The organism is Kineococcus gypseus (genome assembly GCF_050871305.1).
GTDB lineage: Bacteria > Actinomycetota > Actinomycetes > Actinomycetales > Kineococcaceae > Kineococcus > Kineococcus gypseus.
Map to the genome: position 1 here is coordinate 1 of NZ_JBJLRD010000073.1, position 16,196 is coordinate 16,196.

The 16,196-nt window shown below is 75.7% G+C and carries 19 protein-coding genes; 10 read left to right on the forward strand and 9 right to left on the reverse strand.

All coding sequences use genetic code 11. The features are described 5' to 3' along the window. The coding region (locus ACRYMN_RS19340; protein WP_432492553.1) for an SDR family oxidoreductase at positions 1-129 on the forward strand (129 nt) is incomplete at its 5' end. A gap of 76 nt (positions 130-205) precedes the next feature. Here the strand turns inward: ACRYMN_RS19340 and ACRYMN_RS19345 are convergent. From ACRYMN_RS19345 to ACRYMN_RS19355, 3 genes are all read right to left on the reverse strand, one after another. After that, positions 206-667, reverse strand: coding sequence for a hypothetical protein (locus ACRYMN_RS19345; RefSeq protein WP_432498694.1), 462 nt, complete (start codon positions 665-667; stop codon positions 206-208). Positions 668-707: 40 nt separating this feature from the next. Then, positions 708-1,220 carry a pyridoxamine 5'-phosphate oxidase family protein gene (locus ACRYMN_RS19350; RefSeq protein WP_432498697.1) on the reverse strand — a complete coding sequence of 171 codons (513 nt, stop codon included), beginning with the start codon at positions 1,218-1,220 and terminating at the stop codon, positions 708-710. Between the two features lie 99 nt (positions 1,221-1,319). Further along, positions 1,320-2,021 (reverse strand): VOC family protein, encoded by a 702-nt coding sequence (locus ACRYMN_RS19355; protein WP_432498700.1) that lies wholly within the window; start codon positions 2,019-2,021, stop codon positions 1,320-1,322. A 105-nt stretch (positions 2,022-2,126) separates the two neighbouring features. On the opposite strand from ACRYMN_RS19355, the gene ACRYMN_RS19360 reads away from it, so the two are divergent. After that, a complete protein-coding gene (locus tag ACRYMN_RS19360) occupies positions 2,127-4,388 on the forward strand; it encodes an EAL domain-containing protein (RefSeq protein WP_432498703.1) in 2,262 nt (753 codons plus the stop codon). Between the two features lie 17 nt (positions 4,389-4,405). Here the strand turns inward: ACRYMN_RS19360 and ACRYMN_RS19365 are convergent, their stop codons facing one another. Continuing rightward, positions 4,406-5,233 (reverse strand): TetR/AcrR family transcriptional regulator, encoded by an 828-nt coding sequence (locus ACRYMN_RS19365; RefSeq protein WP_432498705.1) that lies wholly within the window; start codon positions 5,231-5,233, stop codon positions 4,406-4,408. Positions 5,234-5,319: 86 nt separating this feature from the next. On the opposite strand from ACRYMN_RS19365, the gene ACRYMN_RS19370 reads away from it, so the two are divergent. Then, the gene (locus tag ACRYMN_RS19370; RefSeq protein WP_432498708.1) at positions 5,320-5,709 is read left to right on the forward strand and encodes a VOC family protein; all 390 of its coding nucleotides are present in this window, start codon (positions 5,320-5,322) and stop codon (positions 5,707-5,709) included. 35 nt (positions 5,710-5,744) lie between these two features. On the opposite strand, the gene ACRYMN_RS19375 is transcribed toward ACRYMN_RS19370, so the two are convergent. Continuing rightward, positions 5,745-6,347, reverse strand: a complete 603-nt coding sequence (locus tag ACRYMN_RS19375) for a TetR/AcrR family transcriptional regulator (RefSeq protein WP_432498711.1) — start codon at positions 6,345-6,347, stop codon at positions 5,745-5,747. 80 nt (positions 6,348-6,427) lie between these two features. Between ACRYMN_RS19375 and ACRYMN_RS19380 the strand changes: the two genes are divergently transcribed. Continuing rightward, positions 6,428-7,153, forward strand: coding sequence for an SDR family oxidoreductase (locus tag ACRYMN_RS19380; protein ID WP_432498714.1), 726 nt, complete (start codon positions 6,428-6,430; stop codon positions 7,151-7,153). A 79-nt stretch (positions 7,154-7,232) separates the two neighbouring features. Next, on the forward strand, positions 7,233-7,946 hold the full coding sequence (locus ACRYMN_RS19385; RefSeq protein ID WP_432498717.1) for a class I SAM-dependent methyltransferase: 714 nt from the start codon (positions 7,233-7,235) through the stop codon (positions 7,944-7,946). 17 nt (positions 7,947-7,963) lie between these two features. On the opposite strand, the gene ACRYMN_RS19390 is transcribed toward ACRYMN_RS19385, so the two are convergent. The 4 genes from ACRYMN_RS19390 to ACRYMN_RS19405 form a co-directional block, all read right to left on the reverse strand. Further along, positions 7,964-8,179 (reverse strand): hypothetical protein, encoded by a 216-nt coding sequence (locus tag ACRYMN_RS19390; RefSeq protein WP_432498719.1) that lies wholly within the window; start codon positions 8,177-8,179, stop codon positions 7,964-7,966. Positions 8,180-8,339: 160 nt separating this feature from the next. Continuing rightward, on the reverse strand, positions 8,340-9,020 hold the full coding sequence (locus ACRYMN_RS19395) for an NADPH-dependent F420 reductase (protein WP_432498722.1): 681 nt from the start codon (positions 9,018-9,020) through the stop codon (positions 8,340-8,342). A gap of 138 nt (positions 9,021-9,158) precedes the next feature. Next, positions 9,159-10,040 (reverse strand): GTP-binding protein LepA, encoded by an 882-nt coding sequence (locus ACRYMN_RS19400; protein ID WP_432498724.1) that lies wholly within the window; start codon positions 10,038-10,040, stop codon positions 9,159-9,161. Between the two features lie 121 nt (positions 10,041-10,161). After that, positions 10,162-10,863: a GntR family transcriptional regulator gene (locus tag ACRYMN_RS19405; RefSeq protein ID WP_432498727.1), complete on the reverse strand. Its 702-nt coding sequence runs from the start codon at positions 10,861-10,863 to the stop codon at positions 10,162-10,164. A 191-nt stretch (positions 10,864-11,054) separates the two neighbouring features. On the opposite strand from ACRYMN_RS19405, the gene ACRYMN_RS19410 reads away from it, so the two are divergent. The 5 genes from ACRYMN_RS19410 (at position 11,055) to ACRYMN_RS19430 (ending at position 16,065) form a co-directional block, all read left to right on the forward strand. Next, a complete protein-coding gene (locus ACRYMN_RS19410; RefSeq protein ID WP_432498729.1) occupies positions 11,055-11,819 on the forward strand; it encodes an RraA family protein in 765 nt (254 codons plus the stop codon). A 67-nt stretch (positions 11,820-11,886) separates the two neighbouring features. Continuing rightward, the gene (locus ACRYMN_RS19415) at positions 11,887-12,780 is read left to right on the forward strand and encodes an NAD(P)-dependent oxidoreductase (RefSeq protein WP_432498732.1); all 894 of its coding nucleotides are present in this window, start codon (positions 11,887-11,889) and stop codon (positions 12,778-12,780) included. Between the two features lie 5 nt (positions 12,781-12,785). Continuing rightward, positions 12,786-13,772, forward strand: a complete 987-nt coding sequence (locus ACRYMN_RS19420) for a carbohydrate ABC transporter permease (protein ID WP_432498738.1) — start codon at positions 12,786-12,788, stop codon at positions 13,770-13,772. Next, entirely contained in the window at positions 13,769-14,665 is an 897-nt protein-coding gene (locus ACRYMN_RS19425) for a carbohydrate ABC transporter permease (protein WP_432498734.1), read from the forward strand. The genes ACRYMN_RS19420 and ACRYMN_RS19425 overlap by 4 nt, the downstream gene beginning before the upstream one ends. A gap of 32 nt (positions 14,666-14,697) precedes the next feature. Next, complete coding sequence (locus ACRYMN_RS19430) at positions 14,698-16,065, forward strand: ABC transporter substrate-binding protein (protein ID WP_432498736.1); 1,368 nt, start codon at positions 14,698-14,700, stop codon at positions 16,063-16,065. Positions 16,066-16,196: the final 131 nt, after the last annotated feature.

A 16,196-nucleotide genomic window follows, 5' to 3' on the forward strand; every position in this document is an offset into this window, starting at 1 on the left:
GTCCCCCTCGGACGCCCCGGGGACCCGCGCGACGTCGCCGAGGCCGTCGCCTACCTCGCCTCCGACCGCGCCCAGTGGGTCACCGGGGTGACCCTCACCGTCGACGGCGGGGAACTCCCCCTCGTCTGAGCCCGGACCGCCGAACCCGGCCCCCCGGCCCCCCTCGGACCGCCTCGTCCCGGTCCGTCGGGGGCAGGGGTGCGCCTCAGGCCCGGTGGGCGCGCAGGAGCATGGCCGCGTAGGGCCCCGCGGGGACCTCCGCGGTGGCGTGGACGACGGGCACGACGTTGTCCATCCGCAGCAGCAGCCCGCCGCCGGGGGAGGTGCGGAGCTCGGTGCGCCACGTCCAGTCCCCGCCGTAGCGGCCCTCGAGCACGACGCCGTCGGCGGTGCGGCGCCCGGTCAGCGCCATGGTGGCCGGCTGCTGGTGCCAGGAGTCGGCCCACGTGGCGCTGACCGCGTCGCCCTCACCGGTGCCGGCCACGACGAGCAGGCCGTCCTGGGGGCCGTCGTCGGGGTGGTGCCACGCGTAGGCGACCAGGGCGAGGTGACCGCCGGCGGCGGTGCTCACGCGCGCGGTGGCCGGCGCCTCGTGCGGCGGGTCGCCGGGCATCAGCCGGAAGGCGTTGGTGCCGCTCCAGTCCCCGACCAGCGCGGGCGGGAGCACGGTGTCGTCCCGGTGGCGCGGTGCGGTCCGGCCGGGGGCCTCAGCGCGCGGTGGTCGTGGTGCCCGAGGTCAGGTCCACGGTCTCGTTCTCCCCGACGTCGGGGCGCTGGCCCTTGACCTTGCTGGTGGCCAGGGCGATGAGGCTGGTGACCGTGCCGCCAGGGGTGTCCCAGTACTCCGCGGTCTCGGCGTGCACCTTGATCAGCGCCAGGCCGGGGGTGCCGGGGCCGTCGGGGAACCAGGCCTCCAGCGCCGGGTTCCACAGCTCCTCGGCCTTGGCCCGGTCGTGCACGACCTCGGCGGTGCCGGCCAGGGAGACCCACGCGTCGCGGGTGGCGAAGGCGGCGTTGACGGGCGAGCCGTGCTCGATCTGGTGGACCTTCGAGGAGTCCCCGTCGGAGGCGAACCACAGGTCGCCGTCGAAGCGGACCTGCTGCACGGCCATGGGCCGGCTGACCAGGCGGCCGTCGTCGGTCGTGGTGGTCAGCATGCAGGTCTTGATGTCCTCGATGATGTCGGCGACCTTCTCGACACCGCTTCGCTCGTCGGCCACGGGGACCCTCCCGGTTGCTCCAGGTGCACGGACGTCTCGGAGTCCCGACAGTAGGGGCGCCGGGCGCCGACGGCACCCCGGCGCCGTCGCGCGGGCCGCTCAGCGGAGCACGCAGAACTCGTTGCCCGAGGGGTCGGCGAACACCAGCCACGGCAGTTCCCCCGGGGCGCTCAGCGCCCTCGCGCCGAGGTCCAGGAGGTGCTCGTGCACGTCGCCGTCGCCGTCCTCGCGCCGCACGTCGAGGTGGACGCGGTTCTTGCCGCGCTTGGGCCCCGGCTCGGGGCGCAGCTCCAGCAGGGGCCCGACACCGGAGGGGTGGCGCAGCACCGCCCCGCCGGGGCCGTCGCCCGCCGGGACCCAGCCGGTGGCCGTCGCCCAGAACGCGCCGTCCCGCGCCGGATCGGCGCTGTCCAGCCGCAGCGCGGCGATCGGCCCGCTGCCGCCGGGTCGCCCGGCGTCCGCGACGACGTCGAACGCGCCGCCCTCGGGGTCGGCCAGGACCACCCGCTGGTCCGGTCCCCGGCCGCCGCCGGCGCGCTGCGCCCCCAGCGCGAGCAGGCGCTCGACGACCTCGTCCGGCCGCGCGCCGCCGGCCACGTCCAGGTGCAGGCGCTCGGGGGACGTCGACGGCTCCTCCACGCGGGGCAGGCACAGGTTGAGGAAGGCGCCGCCGCCCAGCTGCAGGCGCGCCTCGACGAGGTCGGGCTCGTCGGTGATCAGCTCGGCGCCCAGCGCGGCCGCCCAGAACCGGCCGAGCCGGTGGGGGTCGCGGGCGTCCCGGACGACGTTCTCCAGCCGCACGCGCCCCAGTCTGCCCGGCCGGTGCCGCGCCACGCGCGCGCGGCGGCGGGAGCGGTGCCGGTCGTAGGCTCAAGAGCGGGGGGTGGGGCACCGATGACGAGCGACGTGGATCGTGACACCCGTGCCGTCCGGGGAGCCGGGCCGGTCACGCCCGTCAGCGACTTCACGACCGCGGCGGCGGCCACCCTGCGCCACCTGCACGAGCGCGTCGGCCTGGACACCTGGGCCGTGGCGCGCCGCGACGGGGAGGACTACGTCGTCCTGTCCGCGCTGGACGGCGGCGGGGTCGGGATGCGCGCCGGCGACGTCATCGCCTGGGACGACACCTTCTGCGGCGCGGTGGTGGCGGGCGAGGCGCCGCGCTTCTCGGTGAGCGTCGAGGACGAGCCGGGCTGGGCGCACGCGCTGCGCGCCACCGGGTTCCCGTGGCGCTCGTACGTCTCGGTGCCCCTGACCGGCGCCGACGGCACCGTGCTGGGCACGTTGTGCGCCGGCGCGCACGAGCCCGTGGACCCCTCCGTGGAGCAGCGGCTGCCGGACGTGGAGCTGGCCGCGGACCTGCTGGCGACCGTGCTGAGCTACGAGCTGCGCCTGGAGCAGGAGGCGCGCCGCGCCGAGCACGCCGAGGCCGCGGCCAGCAGCGACGCGCTGACGGGCATCGGCAACCGGCGCGCCTGGGACGCCGCGCTGGCCGCCGAGGAGGCGCGGGCGCGCCGGCTGGGCTCGACGGCCTCGGTGCTGGTGCTGGACCTGGACGGGCTCAAGGGCGTCAACGACTCCGCCGGCCACGCCGCCGGTGACGAGCTGCTGGTGCGCGCGGCGGGGGTGCTGCGCGGGCGGCTGCGCCCGGAGGACTTCTGCGCCCGGCTGGGCGGGGACGAGTTCGCCGTGCTGCTGCCCGGCGCCGCCGCGCCGGCGGCCGGGGAGGTGCTGCGGGAGCTGGGCGCGGCGCTGCGGCGCGCGGGCGTGGACGTCTCCGCCGGTGCCGCCACCCGCCGCGCGGCCACCGGCCTGGTCGCCGCCTGGCGCGAGGCCGACGCGGCCATGTACGCCGACAAGGCCGCCCGCGCCGGCCGCGAGCTGACCCGCCGGCGCGGCGGGCGCCCCGGCGACGGGCAGGGCGACGGGCGGGGCGACGCCGACGCCCTCTTCGAGCAGCTCGCGGGCGGGGCGGGCGGCGCGGCCACCGGACCCGCGGCCGAGCGCATCACCCGCCTGCTGGACGTGGCGCGCCGCCAGCTGGGCGTGGAGGCCGCCGTGGTGGGCCGCTTCCACGGCGAGAGGTGGACGGTGCGCCACCTGGCCGCCGCGCCCGGGGTCCCGGACCTGCACGACTTCCACTGGCGGAGCTCGGGCACCTACTGCCAGCGCGTCCTCGACGGGCGGCTGGCACCGGTGGTCCCCGACGCGGCGGCCCACCCGGTCACCTCCGCCCTGCCCATCACCGCCGCCATGGGCCTCGGCGCCTACGCCGGGGTGCCCATCCACCGCCCCGACGGCAGCGTCTACGGCACCCTGTGCGCGCTCTCGTTCAGCGCCCAGCCGCAGATGGGCCCGCGCGACGCCGGGGTGCTGGCCGTGCTGGCCGAGGCCCTGGGCGACCTGGTGGTGCGCGAGGAGGAGCACTCCGCCGACCGCCACGACGTGCTGGAGCGGCTGGACGGCCTGCACCGCGCGGGCGGGCCGCAGCCGGTGTACCAGCCGGTCCTGCGGCTGGACACGCTGGAGGTGGCCGGCTGCGAGGCGCTCAGCCGCTTCCCCGCGGGCACCCCGGAGCAGTGGTTCACCGACGCCGCGCGCATCGGCGCGGGCGAGGACCTGGAGCTGGCCGCGCTCGGCGCGGCGCTGCGCCGGCGCCCCGCGGTGCCGGGGTTCCTCTCGCTGAACACCAGCCCCGCCGTGGCGGCCAGCCCGGCCCTGGCCCGCGCGCTGCAGGGCCGCCGGCTCGACGACCTGGTGCTGGAGATCACCGAGCAGGAGCAGGTGCACGACTACCCGGCGCTGCTGCGCCACCTGGCGCCGCTGCGCGCGGCCGGGCTGCGCGTCGCCGTCGACGACGCCGGTGCCGGGTTCGCCAGCATGCGCCACGTGCTGGCCCTGCAGCCGGAGTTCATCAAGCTGGACATGAGCCTGATCCGCGACATCCACCGCGACCCGACCCGCCGCGCCCTGGCCGTCGCGCTGACCGCGTTCGGGCAGCAGACCGGCGCGCACGTGGTCGCCGAGGGCATCGAGACCGCGCAGGAGCTGGCGTGCCTGCGCGAGCTGGGCGTCTCGCACGGGCAGGGCTACCACCTGGGCCGCCCCGCGGCGCCGGTGGGCACCGGCCCGTCCTCGGCCCCGGTGCCGCCGACCACGCGCAGCTGACCGGCGGGCGGGCGCCGTCACCGTCCACGACGGGACCCCGCGGCGGGCTCCTCGACGGTCTCGGCGGGCTCGGCGGTCTCGGCGGGCTCGACGAGGGCGGCCAGCCCGTCCAGCAGGCGCTGCAGGCCGAACTCGTAGGCGTGCTCGGGGTCGTGGGCGCTGCCGTGCGCGGCGCCGGCCGCGGCGCCGACGCGCACCGCGCGCGGGAAGCGCGCGGCGTCCAGCACGCGCGCCAGCAGCGGGCCCGCCGCGGCCCACCACTGCTCGTCGTCGCCGTCGCGGCGCTGCTCGCGGGCGGCGGCGGCGTCGCGGGCGCAGGCGCGCACGAAGACGAGCAGGTGGGTCAGGCAGTCGTCGACGGCCACGTCGTCGAGCCCGCAGCCGTCGAAGGCGGCCAGCTCGTGCTCGTACTTGGCCGTCTGCCCCGGGCCCAGCGGCGGGCGCAGCGTGGAGACCTCCGCGGCCCACGGGTGCGCCCGGTACAGCTCGCGGTTCTCCTCGGCCACCGCCGCGACGCGCTCGCGCCAGGGCAGGCCCGTGGTGTCGCGCCGCGGCATCGCGGCGTAGGCGCTGTCGAGCACGAGGTCCAGCAGCTCGTCGCGGTCGGCGACGTAGGTGTACAGCGACATCGCCCCCACCCCCAGCCGCTCGGCCAGCCGGCGCATGCTCAGCCCCGCCAGGCCCTGCTCATCGGCCAGCGCCACGGCGGCGGCCACGACGGCGTCGACGTCCAGCGCCCGGCGCGGCCCCCGGCGCGGTCCCGGCGCCGCGCCCCCGCCGGTGCCGCGCCACAGCAGCGCCAGGGTGTGCGCGGGGTCGCCCGCGCTCGTGCGCTCCCCGCTCACCGGACCACCACGGGAACATCCTGGCCCGGCGCGCCGTTGGCCCTTCACCCCGTACGCCGTACGGAGTGAAGGGGAGAGGAGCACCCGTGCACATCACCGCCAGCGCCGTCTCGCTCAACGTCGAGGACGTCGAGGCCTCCAGCACCTTCCTGAGCACCCACTTCGGCTTCCACCAGGATGCCGCGGCACCGGGCTACGCCAGCCTGAGCCGGCCCGACGCGGGGCTGAACGTGATCTACCTGCGCGTCGGCCTGCCCACCCTGCCCGCCGACCAGCGCGACGAGCGCGCCCGCGGCCAGATCCTCGCCTTCGTCGTCGACGACCTCGAGGGCGAGCTGGCGCGCCTGCAGCGCGAGGGCGTGGCCATCACCATGCCGCTGACGGTCGAGGAGTGGGGCGAGCGCGCCTTCCAGGTGCGCGACCCCAACGGCGTGATCGTCCAGCTCGTCGACTGGAACGGCGCCACCGCCGGCTGAGGCCCGCGGCCCGGGCGCGACGGGGCCGGGAGCGCTCAGGCGAAGAGGCCCGCCGTCGCCACCGCCACGCGGCGGCGGGCGGCCGCCTCGCCGGTGCCGAAGCGGTCCACGGCCCACGACAGCGCGACGACGAGCTCGTAGACCTCGTCGACGGTGACGCCACCGGCCACGTCGCCGGCCGCCCGGGCGACCTCCAGGAGCGCGGCGGTCCGCGCGCGCAGCGGGTCGCACGCCGAGCGCACGGGCGAGGCCGACTCGTCGGCACCGGCCAGGCACGAGGGCAGGTCGTGCCAGGTGCGCAGCCGCCAGGTCAGCAGCACGAGCCACTCGGCCAGCGCCTCACGCGGGGGCAGGGCGCGCACGAGGTCGTCCGCCTGCTCCAGGGCCGTGGCGATGCTGCTCTCGATGACGGCGGCCAGCAGGTCCTCGCGCGTGGGGAAGTGGCGGTAGAGGGTGGCGTTGCCCACCCCGGCGCGCGCGGCGATGCCGTCGAGGGAGGTGAACACGCCCTCCTGCTCGAAGGCCTCGCGCGCTGCGCGCAGCACGGCGTCGCGGTTGCGCCGGGCGTCGGCGCGCAGCGGTCGCGGCGCCGCGCCCGTCCCGGCGGCGGCCGGGGCGCGCGGGTCCTCGGGTGCCACGGCACCTCCTCCTTGACGAAACGGGGACGGTCCCCGCACCCTGCTTCTGGGGATCGCCCCCACTTCTGTGAGGAGTCTACGTGGACCAGACGCTCGAAGGCCGGACCGTGCTCGTGACCGGCGCCAACGGCGGGCTCGGCGAGCAGTTCGTGCAGCAGGCGCTGCAGCGCGGCGCCGCCAGGGTCCACGCCGCGGCGCGCACGCCGAGGCGCTGGGACGACCCGCGCGTCGTCCCGCTGCACCTGGACCTGACCGACCCCGCCGGCGCCGCCCGCGCGGCCGCCGAGGCGCCCGACGTGGACCTGCTCGTGAACAACGCGGCCATCGCCCCCGCCGGCGACTCGATCACCGGCCCCGAGGAGGAGCTGCGCCGCGTCTTCGAGACGAACTTCTTCGGCACCCTGCGCGTGGCCAACGCCTTCGCCCCGGTGCTCGCCGCCCACGGCGGCGGGACCCTGCTCAACGTGCTCTCGGCGGCGTCCTGGCTCAGCGTCCCCACCGGCTACGCGGCCTCCAAGGCGGCGATGTGGTCGGCGACCAACGCCCTGCGGGTGCAGCTGCGCGCGCAGGGCACGCACGTCGTCGGCCTGCTCGTCGGCATGGTCGACACCCCGATGTCCGAGCGCTGGGACGTGCCCAAGGTCAGCCCCGCCGACGTCGTCGCCCAGGCCTACGACGGCGTCGCCGACGGCTCCCTGGAGGTGCTGGCCGACGAGCCCACGCGCCTGCTGAAGTCCCGGCTGAGCGCCAGGGGCGAGGAGCTCTACCCCTGGTTCGAGGAGCAGCTCGCCTCCTTCGTGCCCTGAGCGCGTGCCCCGGGCCCGTGCCCTGAGCCCGTGCCTCGCGCCCGCCCCGCGGGGCCGCCGCGGCTCCTACGCTGCCGCCGTGGACCCCGCACCGTGGTCTCCGTGGTCTCCGTACGACGCGATGGGCGAGGAGTTCGAGCGGCGCGCGCTGCACGGGCCGTTCAACGCCCACTACGACCGCCCTGCGGTGCTCGCCGCCCTGGGCGACGTGGCCGGGCTGCACGTGCTCGACGCGGCGTGCGGGCCGGGCGTCTACGCGCAGGAGCTGCTGGCGGCCGGCGCGCGCGTCAGCGGGTTCGACGCCAGCGCGGTCATGGTCGAGCTGGCGCGGCGGCGGGTGGGCGACCGGGCGCGCATCGAGCTCGCGCGGCTGGGCGAGCGGCTGCCGTGGCCGGACGCGTCGTTCGACGCGGCCGTGTGCGCCCTGGCCATCCACTACGCCGAGGACGAGCCGGCGGCGTTCGCGGAGCTGCACCGGCTGCTGCGGCCCGGCGGGGTGCTGGTCGTCTCCACCCAGCACCCCGCGGCCGACTGGGTGCGCAAGGGCGGCTCCTACTTCGACCGGGTGCTGGAGGCGGACGTGTGGAGCACGCCCTCGGGCCCGCAGGAGGTGCGCTTCTGGCGCGAGCCGCTCTCGCGCCTGTGCGCGGCGGCCACCGGGGCCGGGTTCGTCATCGACCTGCTGGACGAGCCGCGCCCGACGCCGGCCGTGCGCGAGTCGCACCCGGAGGACTTCGCCAGGCTGCAGCGCGAACCGGGCCTGCTGCTGCTGCGGCTGCGCAGGGCCGGCTGACCGGCGGGGCGGGCGCCTCAGAGCCCGCCGCCGCCCGGGCGCATCCAGGCGTTGCGCCCCATCGCCCGCAGCGCCGCGCCCGAGCCGTCCAGCGGCGCCTCCTGACCGGCGCGCAGGGTGTCGTCGTGGGCGGCGCGCCCGGGCCGCCGCCCGCGGCGCAGCGCCCGCACCGCGACCGTGCTCAGCACCACGGCGGGCAGCGCGAGGATCCCGCTCACCAGCACCACGTCCACACGGGCAGTGTGCGCGCCGCGCGGGGTCCGCGCGCGACGGGCGCCGGGCTGCCGGTGAGTTGCCGGTGAGTTGCTGCTGGGTGGCCGGGGTGCCGTGCTCAGCGGGACGGCCGTGCCGCCACGGGCCCCGGGGGGTCGCGGCGGCACGGCCGTCAGCGGGTCAGCGGATGGAGCGGTCGGCCTGCTCGATGAGGGGCTGCAGGTCCTGCGGCGTCATCCGGCGCGGCGCGCCGGGGGCGCCGGTCTCGCTGTAGGCGCCGGCGTAGGCGGGCTGGTCGCGCTGCACGCGCCAGCTGTCGGCCAGCGAGCCGATGTCGAGGACGTCGTAGCCGATGGAGTCGATGAACTCGGCCACGACCCGCTCGGCCCCCTCGTCGTCGCCGGCGATGACCAGGGTGGTGCGGTCGGGCGCGCCCGCCGGGCGGTTCAGGACGGCGAGGTCCTGGGCGAAGATGTTGTTGAAGGCCTTCACGACGCGCGCACCGGCGAAGTGGCGCTGCACGAACTCGCTGGTGGTCAGCTCGTGGCTGTCCAGGACGGCGATGTCGCCGTCGCGCTCGGGGTAGTAGTTGCAGGTGTCGATGACGACCTTGCCGACCAGCGGCTCGGTGGGCAGGTCCGGCACGCGCCCGGTGGGGATGGTCACCACGACCAGGTCGCCCGCCTCGGCGGCCTCGGTCACGCTCGCCGCGCGCGCCTTCGGGCCGAGCTCGTCCACGAGGCCGGTGAGGGACTGCGGGCCGCGCGAGTTCGCGATGACGACGTCGTGGCCGGCGTCGACGGCCAGCCGGGCGAGCGTGCTGCCGATGTTGCCGCTGCCGATGATTCCGATGGTGCTCATGACGCCTGCAAGGTGGTGCGGGTGCGGGGCATTCCCCGCGGCGGGCCGTCCGGGCCCCGCGTCACCCCGTCGGGCGCACCGCGCAGCAGCGGGTGCGCAGGGGTCCCCCCGCGGAGCCGGGCCCGCGGCTGCGCGCGCTCAGGCGGCCAGCGCCTGCCGGCCGGCGCGCTCGCGGTACAGCTCGGCGGCGTCGCGGAAGGCGGCGAGCGCGTAGCCGGGCACGTCCACGCCCTGGTCGCTCGCCCACAGCAGCTGCGACTCCACGCGCGCGATGTCGCGCACATTGCGCTCGATCTCGGCGTCCAGGCCGAGCTCGACGACGACGGCGCCGAACCCGGTGCGCTGCTCGCGGGTGCTGGCACCCACGAGGGAGAACGTGCGCGAGCGCAGGAAGCGCGCCAGGTGCATCTGCCAGGGCGCCAGCGCGCCGCTCTCGACGAGGTGCTGGGCGCTGAGCCGGTAGAACGCGAAGTGGCCGGGCTCCTGGACCTTCACGGCGTCCACGACGGTGCGGCGCACGGCGGTCTCGCCCATCTCGTCCAGGCCCTCGCTCATCGCCCGGTAGGCGAGCATCGCGGACTTCTCGGTGGCCGCGCCGGTCAGGTAGTACATCAGCCGGATCACCTCGTGCACGACGGGCAGGTGCGCCAGCGCGCCGAGCACGCGGACGCGCGGGGCGATCCCGCCGGTGTTCGCCTCGGTCGGCGGCATGCCCAGGTGCTGCGAGAGGGTGTCCAGCACGATGCCGTGGTGCTCCTCCTGCGGGCCCCACACGTCCTGCACGAAGCGGCGGTCCGTCTCGCTGACGCCGGGCAGCAGCACGGCCAGCTCCAGGACGTTGCGCTCGACCTCCATCTCCACGCGGGCCATGTACTCCAGCACCCCGGCGAAGCGCTCGCGCACGGCGCGCGGGTCGCGCACGGTGTAGTCGACCGAGGCGAGGTCGATCGGCGGGTGCTTCTCGCCCAGGCGCTGGACGTGGTCGCGCAGGGTCGCGGCGTCGACGCGGGGTGCGGACACGGTGGTGCTCCTCGGGGACGGTGTCTGGTTGACACCCCTCCTTCGGCACCGCCGGGCCCGTGGATCGCCGCGCTGCTCCATCCGGGTGAGACGGGTCCGCGCGGCGCCGGCGCGCCGGGCCTCAGCGCTTGAGGAAGGAGCGCTCCCCGTGCACCGCCAGCTCGGCCAGGACGGCGTCGGGGTCGCCGGCCTCGATGACCTCCAGCAGGTGGCGGTGGCGCGCGACGTGGGTGGGCAGGTCCTCGTACTCGTGCTCGCGGGTGTAGAGGTTGCGCGCCATGCAGAGCATCACCTGCTGCTGCACGGCGGCGTAGCTCTCGTCGAGGCGGCGGTGCCCGGCGAGGGCGACGATCGAGGAGTGGAAGTCGTAGGCGCTGCGCACCAGCGCCCCGCGGTCCTCGGCCTCGGCGCACTCCTCCATGCGCCGCAGCGCGCGCCGGCACACCTCCAGCCGCTCGGGGTCGCGCACCGGCACGCCCAGCTCCACGCCCAGGCGCTCCAGCGCCGAGCGCAGGGTCAGGATCTCGTACACGTCCTGGTCGGTCAGGGTGGTGACGACGGAGCCGCGGCGCGGGCGGGTCTCGATGAGCCCCTCCTGCTGCAGCAGGCGCAGCGCCTCGCGCAGCGGGGGCCGGCTGATGCCCAGCTCGTCGGTCAGGCGCTCCTCCACGAGCCGGTCGCCGGGGGCCAGCTGCCCGGACAGGATCCGCTGGCGCACCGCGTCGGCGGCCAGGTGCACGAGGCTGGGGGCCTCCAGGCGGCCGCGGCCCGGCCGCCGGGCGAGCACCGGTGGTCCGGCCAGGGGGGTCTCGGCTGCGGTCATCGTGGTCCTCCTCGACGTCGCTCGACCCGGCGGTCTGCTGCACCGGGGGGACCAGGATCCCCCTCGTCGAGCCTCTTGCGCTGCTCTCGCTGTCGGTTGTAGACAATAGGCAACGGCGCGGGGGAGTGCCATCCCCGTCGGGGGACCCCGCCGCAGCCGACCGCGAGCTCTCACCGACGAGAGGAACCACCGTGTCGCTGACCGACCCCGCAACCCGCACCCCCGAGCGCGCCGACACCGGGGACCTCAACAGCCTCTACCGCCACCTGCGCGTCTGCGACGTCGCCGACGCGCTGGACGGCATCGGGTACTTCAACCTCACCCTGATGGACCGCGAGGTCCGCCCGCTGTGGTCGGGCATGAGGTTCTGGGGCCAGGCCGCCACCCTGCGCGCCGTGCCCTCGAACAAGCCGATGTGGAAGCTGGGCTCGACGCAGGACATCGTCGAGGCGCACCGCATCTGGTTCGAGCGCTACCCGATGGAGCGCCTGCCCGACGACCTGCCGCCCGGCCACGTCGTCGTCATGGAGTCCGGTGGCGGTCCCGAGGTGGGTTTCTGGGGCTCGGAGAACTCCATGGCCGCCGTCGGCCGCGGCGCCGTCGGCATCATCACCGACGGGTACTGCCGCGACACCGCCGAGGTCGTCCAGCAGCGCACCCCGGTCGTCAGCCGCCACCGCGGGCGCACCATCATCCCCGGGCGCATCGAGGTCGTCGAGGCGCAGGGCACCATCGCCTGCGGCGGCGTGCAGGTGCGCCCGGGCGACGTGGTCGGGTGCGACGACGACGGCGTCGTGGTGGTCCCCGCCGAGGTGGCCGAGGAGGTCGCCGTGCACGCGCGGGCGATCCTGCTGGCCGACATGAACGCCCGCCGCCGCCACTACGCCGCGCAGGGCAAGCCCATGGACTCCACCGTCGACGTCGAGGCCGTCCTGGCCTACTACGAGGGCGTCTGACCCCTCGCCGGAACGGCCGGCCCGCACCGGGCCGGGCCGCCGACCCCTCACGCCTCCGGGAGGAGAGATGGCAGCGTCGCCAGGAACGTCCCCAGGGACCACGACCGTCGGTTTCGCCGGTCTGGGGAACATCGGCCGGCCCATGGCGTCGGCCCTGCTGAAGGCCGGCTGGTCCCTGACGGTCCTCGACCGCGACCGGGACCGGGCCGCCGCGCTGGCCGAGCACGGCGCTCGCGTGGCGGACGGGCCGCAGGAACTGGCCGGGTGCGAGGTGCTCCTGCTCGCCGTGCCCGACGACGACGCGGTGGAGTCCCTGCTCGACGGGCCCGACGGGTGGTTCGCCGCCGGTGCGGGCGCCGGCGGGCAGCGCACCGCGGTCGTGCACAGCACCGTCCTGCCGCGCACCGCCGCCCGGCTGGCCGAGGTGGCCGCGCAGCACGGCGCGGGCCTGCTCGACGCCCCCGTCAGCGGCGGCGCCGACCGCGCCGAGCGCGGCGACCTGACCATCATGGTGGGCGGGGACGCCGACGTGCTCGAGCGCGTGCGCCCCGTGCTCGACAGCGAGGGCAGCCAGGTGCTGCTCGTCGGGCCCGCCGGGGCCGGCGCGGCCACCAAGCTGGCGAACCAGCTCATGATGCTCTCCGCGCTGGCCGGCGCCCACGAGGCGCTCGACCTCGCCGCCGCCCACGGCGTGGCCGCCGAGGCGGTGTTCGAGGTGGTGGCCTCCAGCACGGGCGACTCCTGGGTGGCGCGCAACTGGGGCTTCTTCGACCGCACCGCCGCCGCCTACGACGCGGCCGGCACCCCGCGCAGCGAACGGCCCTGGAGCAAGGACCTCTTCGAGGTCGTCGCCGCCGCGCGCGCCGCCGACCTGCGCGTGCCGGTCGCGGGCCTGCTGGCGCAGGTGCTCGCCGACCGCGTCGAGGCGCACGCCGCCGCCGCGCGGGAGGGGGAGCGGTGAGCAGCCTGGACCGCGCGGGCGGGCCCGCGCCGCTCGGCGGGCAGGTCGCCGAGGTGGTGCGCGCCCCGCGCCGCGGCCTGGACCCCGCCCCCGGCTCGCCCCGGCTGAGCCGGCGCACCCGCGAGGCGCTGGCCGCCTACGCCTTCCTCGCGCCCTGGGTCGTCGGCCTGGTGGGCCTGACCCTGGGCCCGATGCTGTACTCGCTGTACCTGTCGTTCACGCGGTACGACCTGCTCACCCCGCCGGAGTGGGCAGGCCTGGAGAACTACCGGGCCATGCTGGACGACCCGCGGCTGGCGAAGTCCGTCGAGGTCACCCTCGTCTACGTCGTCATCGCCGTGCCGGCGATCCTCGTGGTCTCCCTCGTGGTGGCGATGGTGCTCGCCCGGGCGATGCGGTTCCTGCCGTTCTACCGCGCGGCGTTCTACCTGCCGTCCCTGGTCGGCGCCAGCGTCGCCGTCTCCCTGCTGTGGCGGCACCTGTTCGCCGGCGACGGCGTCGTCAACGCCCTGCTGGGCGTCGTCGGCATCGAGGGCAGGACGTGGATCGGCGACCCGGACACGGCCCTGTACACGCTGGTGCTGCTGAGCGTGTGGACGTTCGGCTCACCGATGATCATCTTCCTCGCGGGGCTGCGGCAGGTGCCGCGCGACCTGTACGAGGCGGCCGAGGTGGACGGCGCGGGGCCGGTGCGGCGGTTCGTCAGCGTGACGCTGCCGATGATCTCCCCGCTGATCTTCTTCAACGTCCTGCTCACCACCGTCAACGCGTTCCAGGCGTTCACCCCCGCCTACGTCGTCAGCGGCGGCACCGGCGGCCCGGCGGACTCCACGCTCTTCTACACGCTGTACCTGTACCAGCGCGGCTTCACCCAGCTCGACATGGGCTACGCCTCGGCGATGGCGTGGGCGCTGCTGCTCGTGCTCGCCGCCTTCACCGCCGCGATGTTCGCCACCGCACGTTCCTGGGTCCACTACGGAGACGAGAGATGAGCGCTCACGCACCCACCCGGCCGCCGGCCGCGCTGCGGCCCGTCTTCGCGAAGCGGGCCTCGCGCAACGTCGCCGTGCGCGCCGCGGCCCGGCACGCGCTGCTGCTCGCGGTGCTCCTCGTCATCCTCTACCCGCTGCTGTGGATGCTCGGCGCGTCCTTCCGCCCCGAGAACCAGGCGTTCGGCACCCTCGGGCTGTGGCCCAGCGGGTTCACGCTGGACAACTACCGCGACGGCTGGAGCTACGGGACGCTGAACTTCTCCCGCTACTTCGTGAACTCCCTCGTCATCGCCGTGCTGTGCATCGTGGGCAACGTCGTCTCCTGCTCGCTGGCCGCCTACGCCTTCGCCCGGCTGGAGTTCCCCTTCAAGCGGGTGCTGTTCGCCCTCGTGCTGGCCACGCTGCTGCTGCCGTACCAGGTGACGATCGTGCCGCAGTACGTGCTGTTCAACGAGCTGGCCTGGATCAACACGATCATGCCGCTGACGGTGCCGAAGTTCCTCGCCACCGACGCCTTCTTCGTGTTCCTCATGGTGCAGTTCATCCGCACCCTGCCGCGCGAGCTGGACGAGGCCGCCCGCCTGGACGGCTGCGGGCACCTGGGCATCTTCCGCCGCGTCATCCTGCCGCTGTCGCTGCCGGCGATCGGCACCACCGCGATGTTCACGTTCATCCGCACCTGGGACGACTTCCTCGGCCCGCTGCTCTACCTCAACGACCCCGAGCGCTGGACGGTCACGCTCGGCCTGAACGGCTTCCTCGACAACACCGGCGTGTCCTCCTTCGGGCCGCTGTTCGCCATGGCGACGCTCGCCATCGCCCCCATCGTGGGGTTCTTCCTGGTCTCCCAGCGCCTGCTCATCGAGGGCGTCGCGACCAGCGGACTCAAGTGATCCACCCCAGCGGTCCTCAGGAGGGAACGAAGATGTTCACCAGCCACCGCCCGTCCCGCCGCGCCGCCGGCGTCGCCGCCGGCCTGCTCGCCCTCGCCCTGGCCGGCTGCACCGGCGGCACGTCCGTCGGCGGCCAGGCCGCCGCCGAGGGCGCCACGGGTGAGGACGCCGGCCTCGGCGACGTCACCGGCGACATCCGCCTGTCCTTCTGGGGCTCGGGGCTGCGGGTGGAGAAGACCAACGGCGTCTCGGACCTGTTCACCGCCGCCAACCCCGGCGTGACGGTCACCCCGAACTTCACCGACTTCAGCGCCTACTTCCAGAAGCTCAACATCGAGGCCACCAGCGGCAACATGGCGTGCGTCGTGCAGCTGCAGGGCCGCCAGCTCAACGACTACGCGAGCAAGGGCCTGCTCACCGACCTGCAGCCCCTCATCGACTCCGGCGCCATCGACGTCGGCGACATCCCCGAGGACGTCCTCGACACCGGCCGCGGCACCGACGGCAAGCTGTACGAGATCCCCTACGGCGCCGCCTACGACGCCATCATGGTCAACACCACCCTGGCCGAGCAGGCCGGCGTGGGGCTGCCCCCCGACGGCTACACGTGGGACGACTTCGTCTCCTACCTGCAGCGCGCCGCCACCGGGCTGCCCGAGGGCGTGGCCGCCGCCAACCTCGGCGGCACCCTGCCCAACTACTTCATCGAGTACGTGCGCGCCCACGGCGAGGAGCTGTTCGAGGACGGGCAGGCGGCGTTCAGCGAGGACCGGCTCGTGGAGTTCTGGGAGATGTGGGAGCAGCTGCGCCAGGCGGGGGTGACCACCACCGCGCAGGACGAGGCCGCCGAGCCGCCCCAGGTGGAGCAGAGCTACGTCGCCACCGGGCGCAGCATGCTCGACAACAAGCCCGGCAACCAGCTCGGCCAGGCCCGCGGCGCCCTCGCCGGCGCCGCCCCCGGCCAGGAGCTGACCACGGTGCAGCTGCCCAGCGGCCCCGACGGCGGTTCCGGCACGGTGCTGTTCACCTCCGGCTGGTCCATCCCCACCTCGTGCGACAACGTGCCCACCGCGGCGGCTTACATCGACTTCTGGATCAACGACCCCGAGGCCAACAAGCTCTTCGCCTCCAACAACGGCGCCAACACCAACACGGTGCAGCTGCAGGCGCAGCTGGAGGACCCCGCGCTGGACCCGGCCACCCGCCAGGCGCTGGAGCTGTTCCAGCAGATCGTCGAGGACGAGCCGCCGACGGTGCTCTACCCGGCCGGCTACCAGGCGAACTTCGAGACCGCCTTCACCCGCGCGTACGAGGACATCGCCCTCAACGGCGCCGACGTGCGCGCCACCGCCCAGTCCTTCATCGCCAGCCTGAACTCGGCGCTCGCCGCCGCCCAGTGACGCCGGCCGCGGGGGGGGGGGGGGGGCGGGCCCACCACCCGCACGCCCGGCAGGGCGAGCAGGCCCGTGACGAGCCGCTCGCGCAGCAGCGCCTCGTGCGCCTCCAGCGCCCCGGCGGGCAGCGCGGCGAT

What these genes read in the sequence shown, in the direction of transcription:
- ACRYMN_RS19395 (WP_432498722.1), bottom strand. Translation starts at nt 9,020, where the DNA reads ATGAGCACCATCGGAATCATCGGCAGCGGCAACATCGGCAGCACGCTC.
- ACRYMN_RS19405 (WP_432498727.1), bottom strand. Translation starts at nt 10,863, where the DNA reads ATGACCGCAGCCGAGACCCCCCTGGCCGGACCACCGGTGCTCGCCCGG.
- ACRYMN_RS19415 (WP_432498732.1), top strand. Translation starts at nt 11,887, where the DNA reads ATGGCAGCGTCGCCAGGAACGTCCCCAGGGACCACGACCGTCGGTTTC.
- ACRYMN_RS19425 (WP_432498734.1), top strand. Translation starts at nt 13,769, where the DNA reads ATGAGCGCTCACGCACCCACCCGGCCGCCGGCCGCGCTGCGGCCCGTC.
- ACRYMN_RS19430 (WP_432498736.1), top strand. Translation starts at nt 14,698, where the DNA reads ATGTTCACCAGCCACCGCCCGTCCCGCCGCGCCGCCGGCGTCGCCGCC.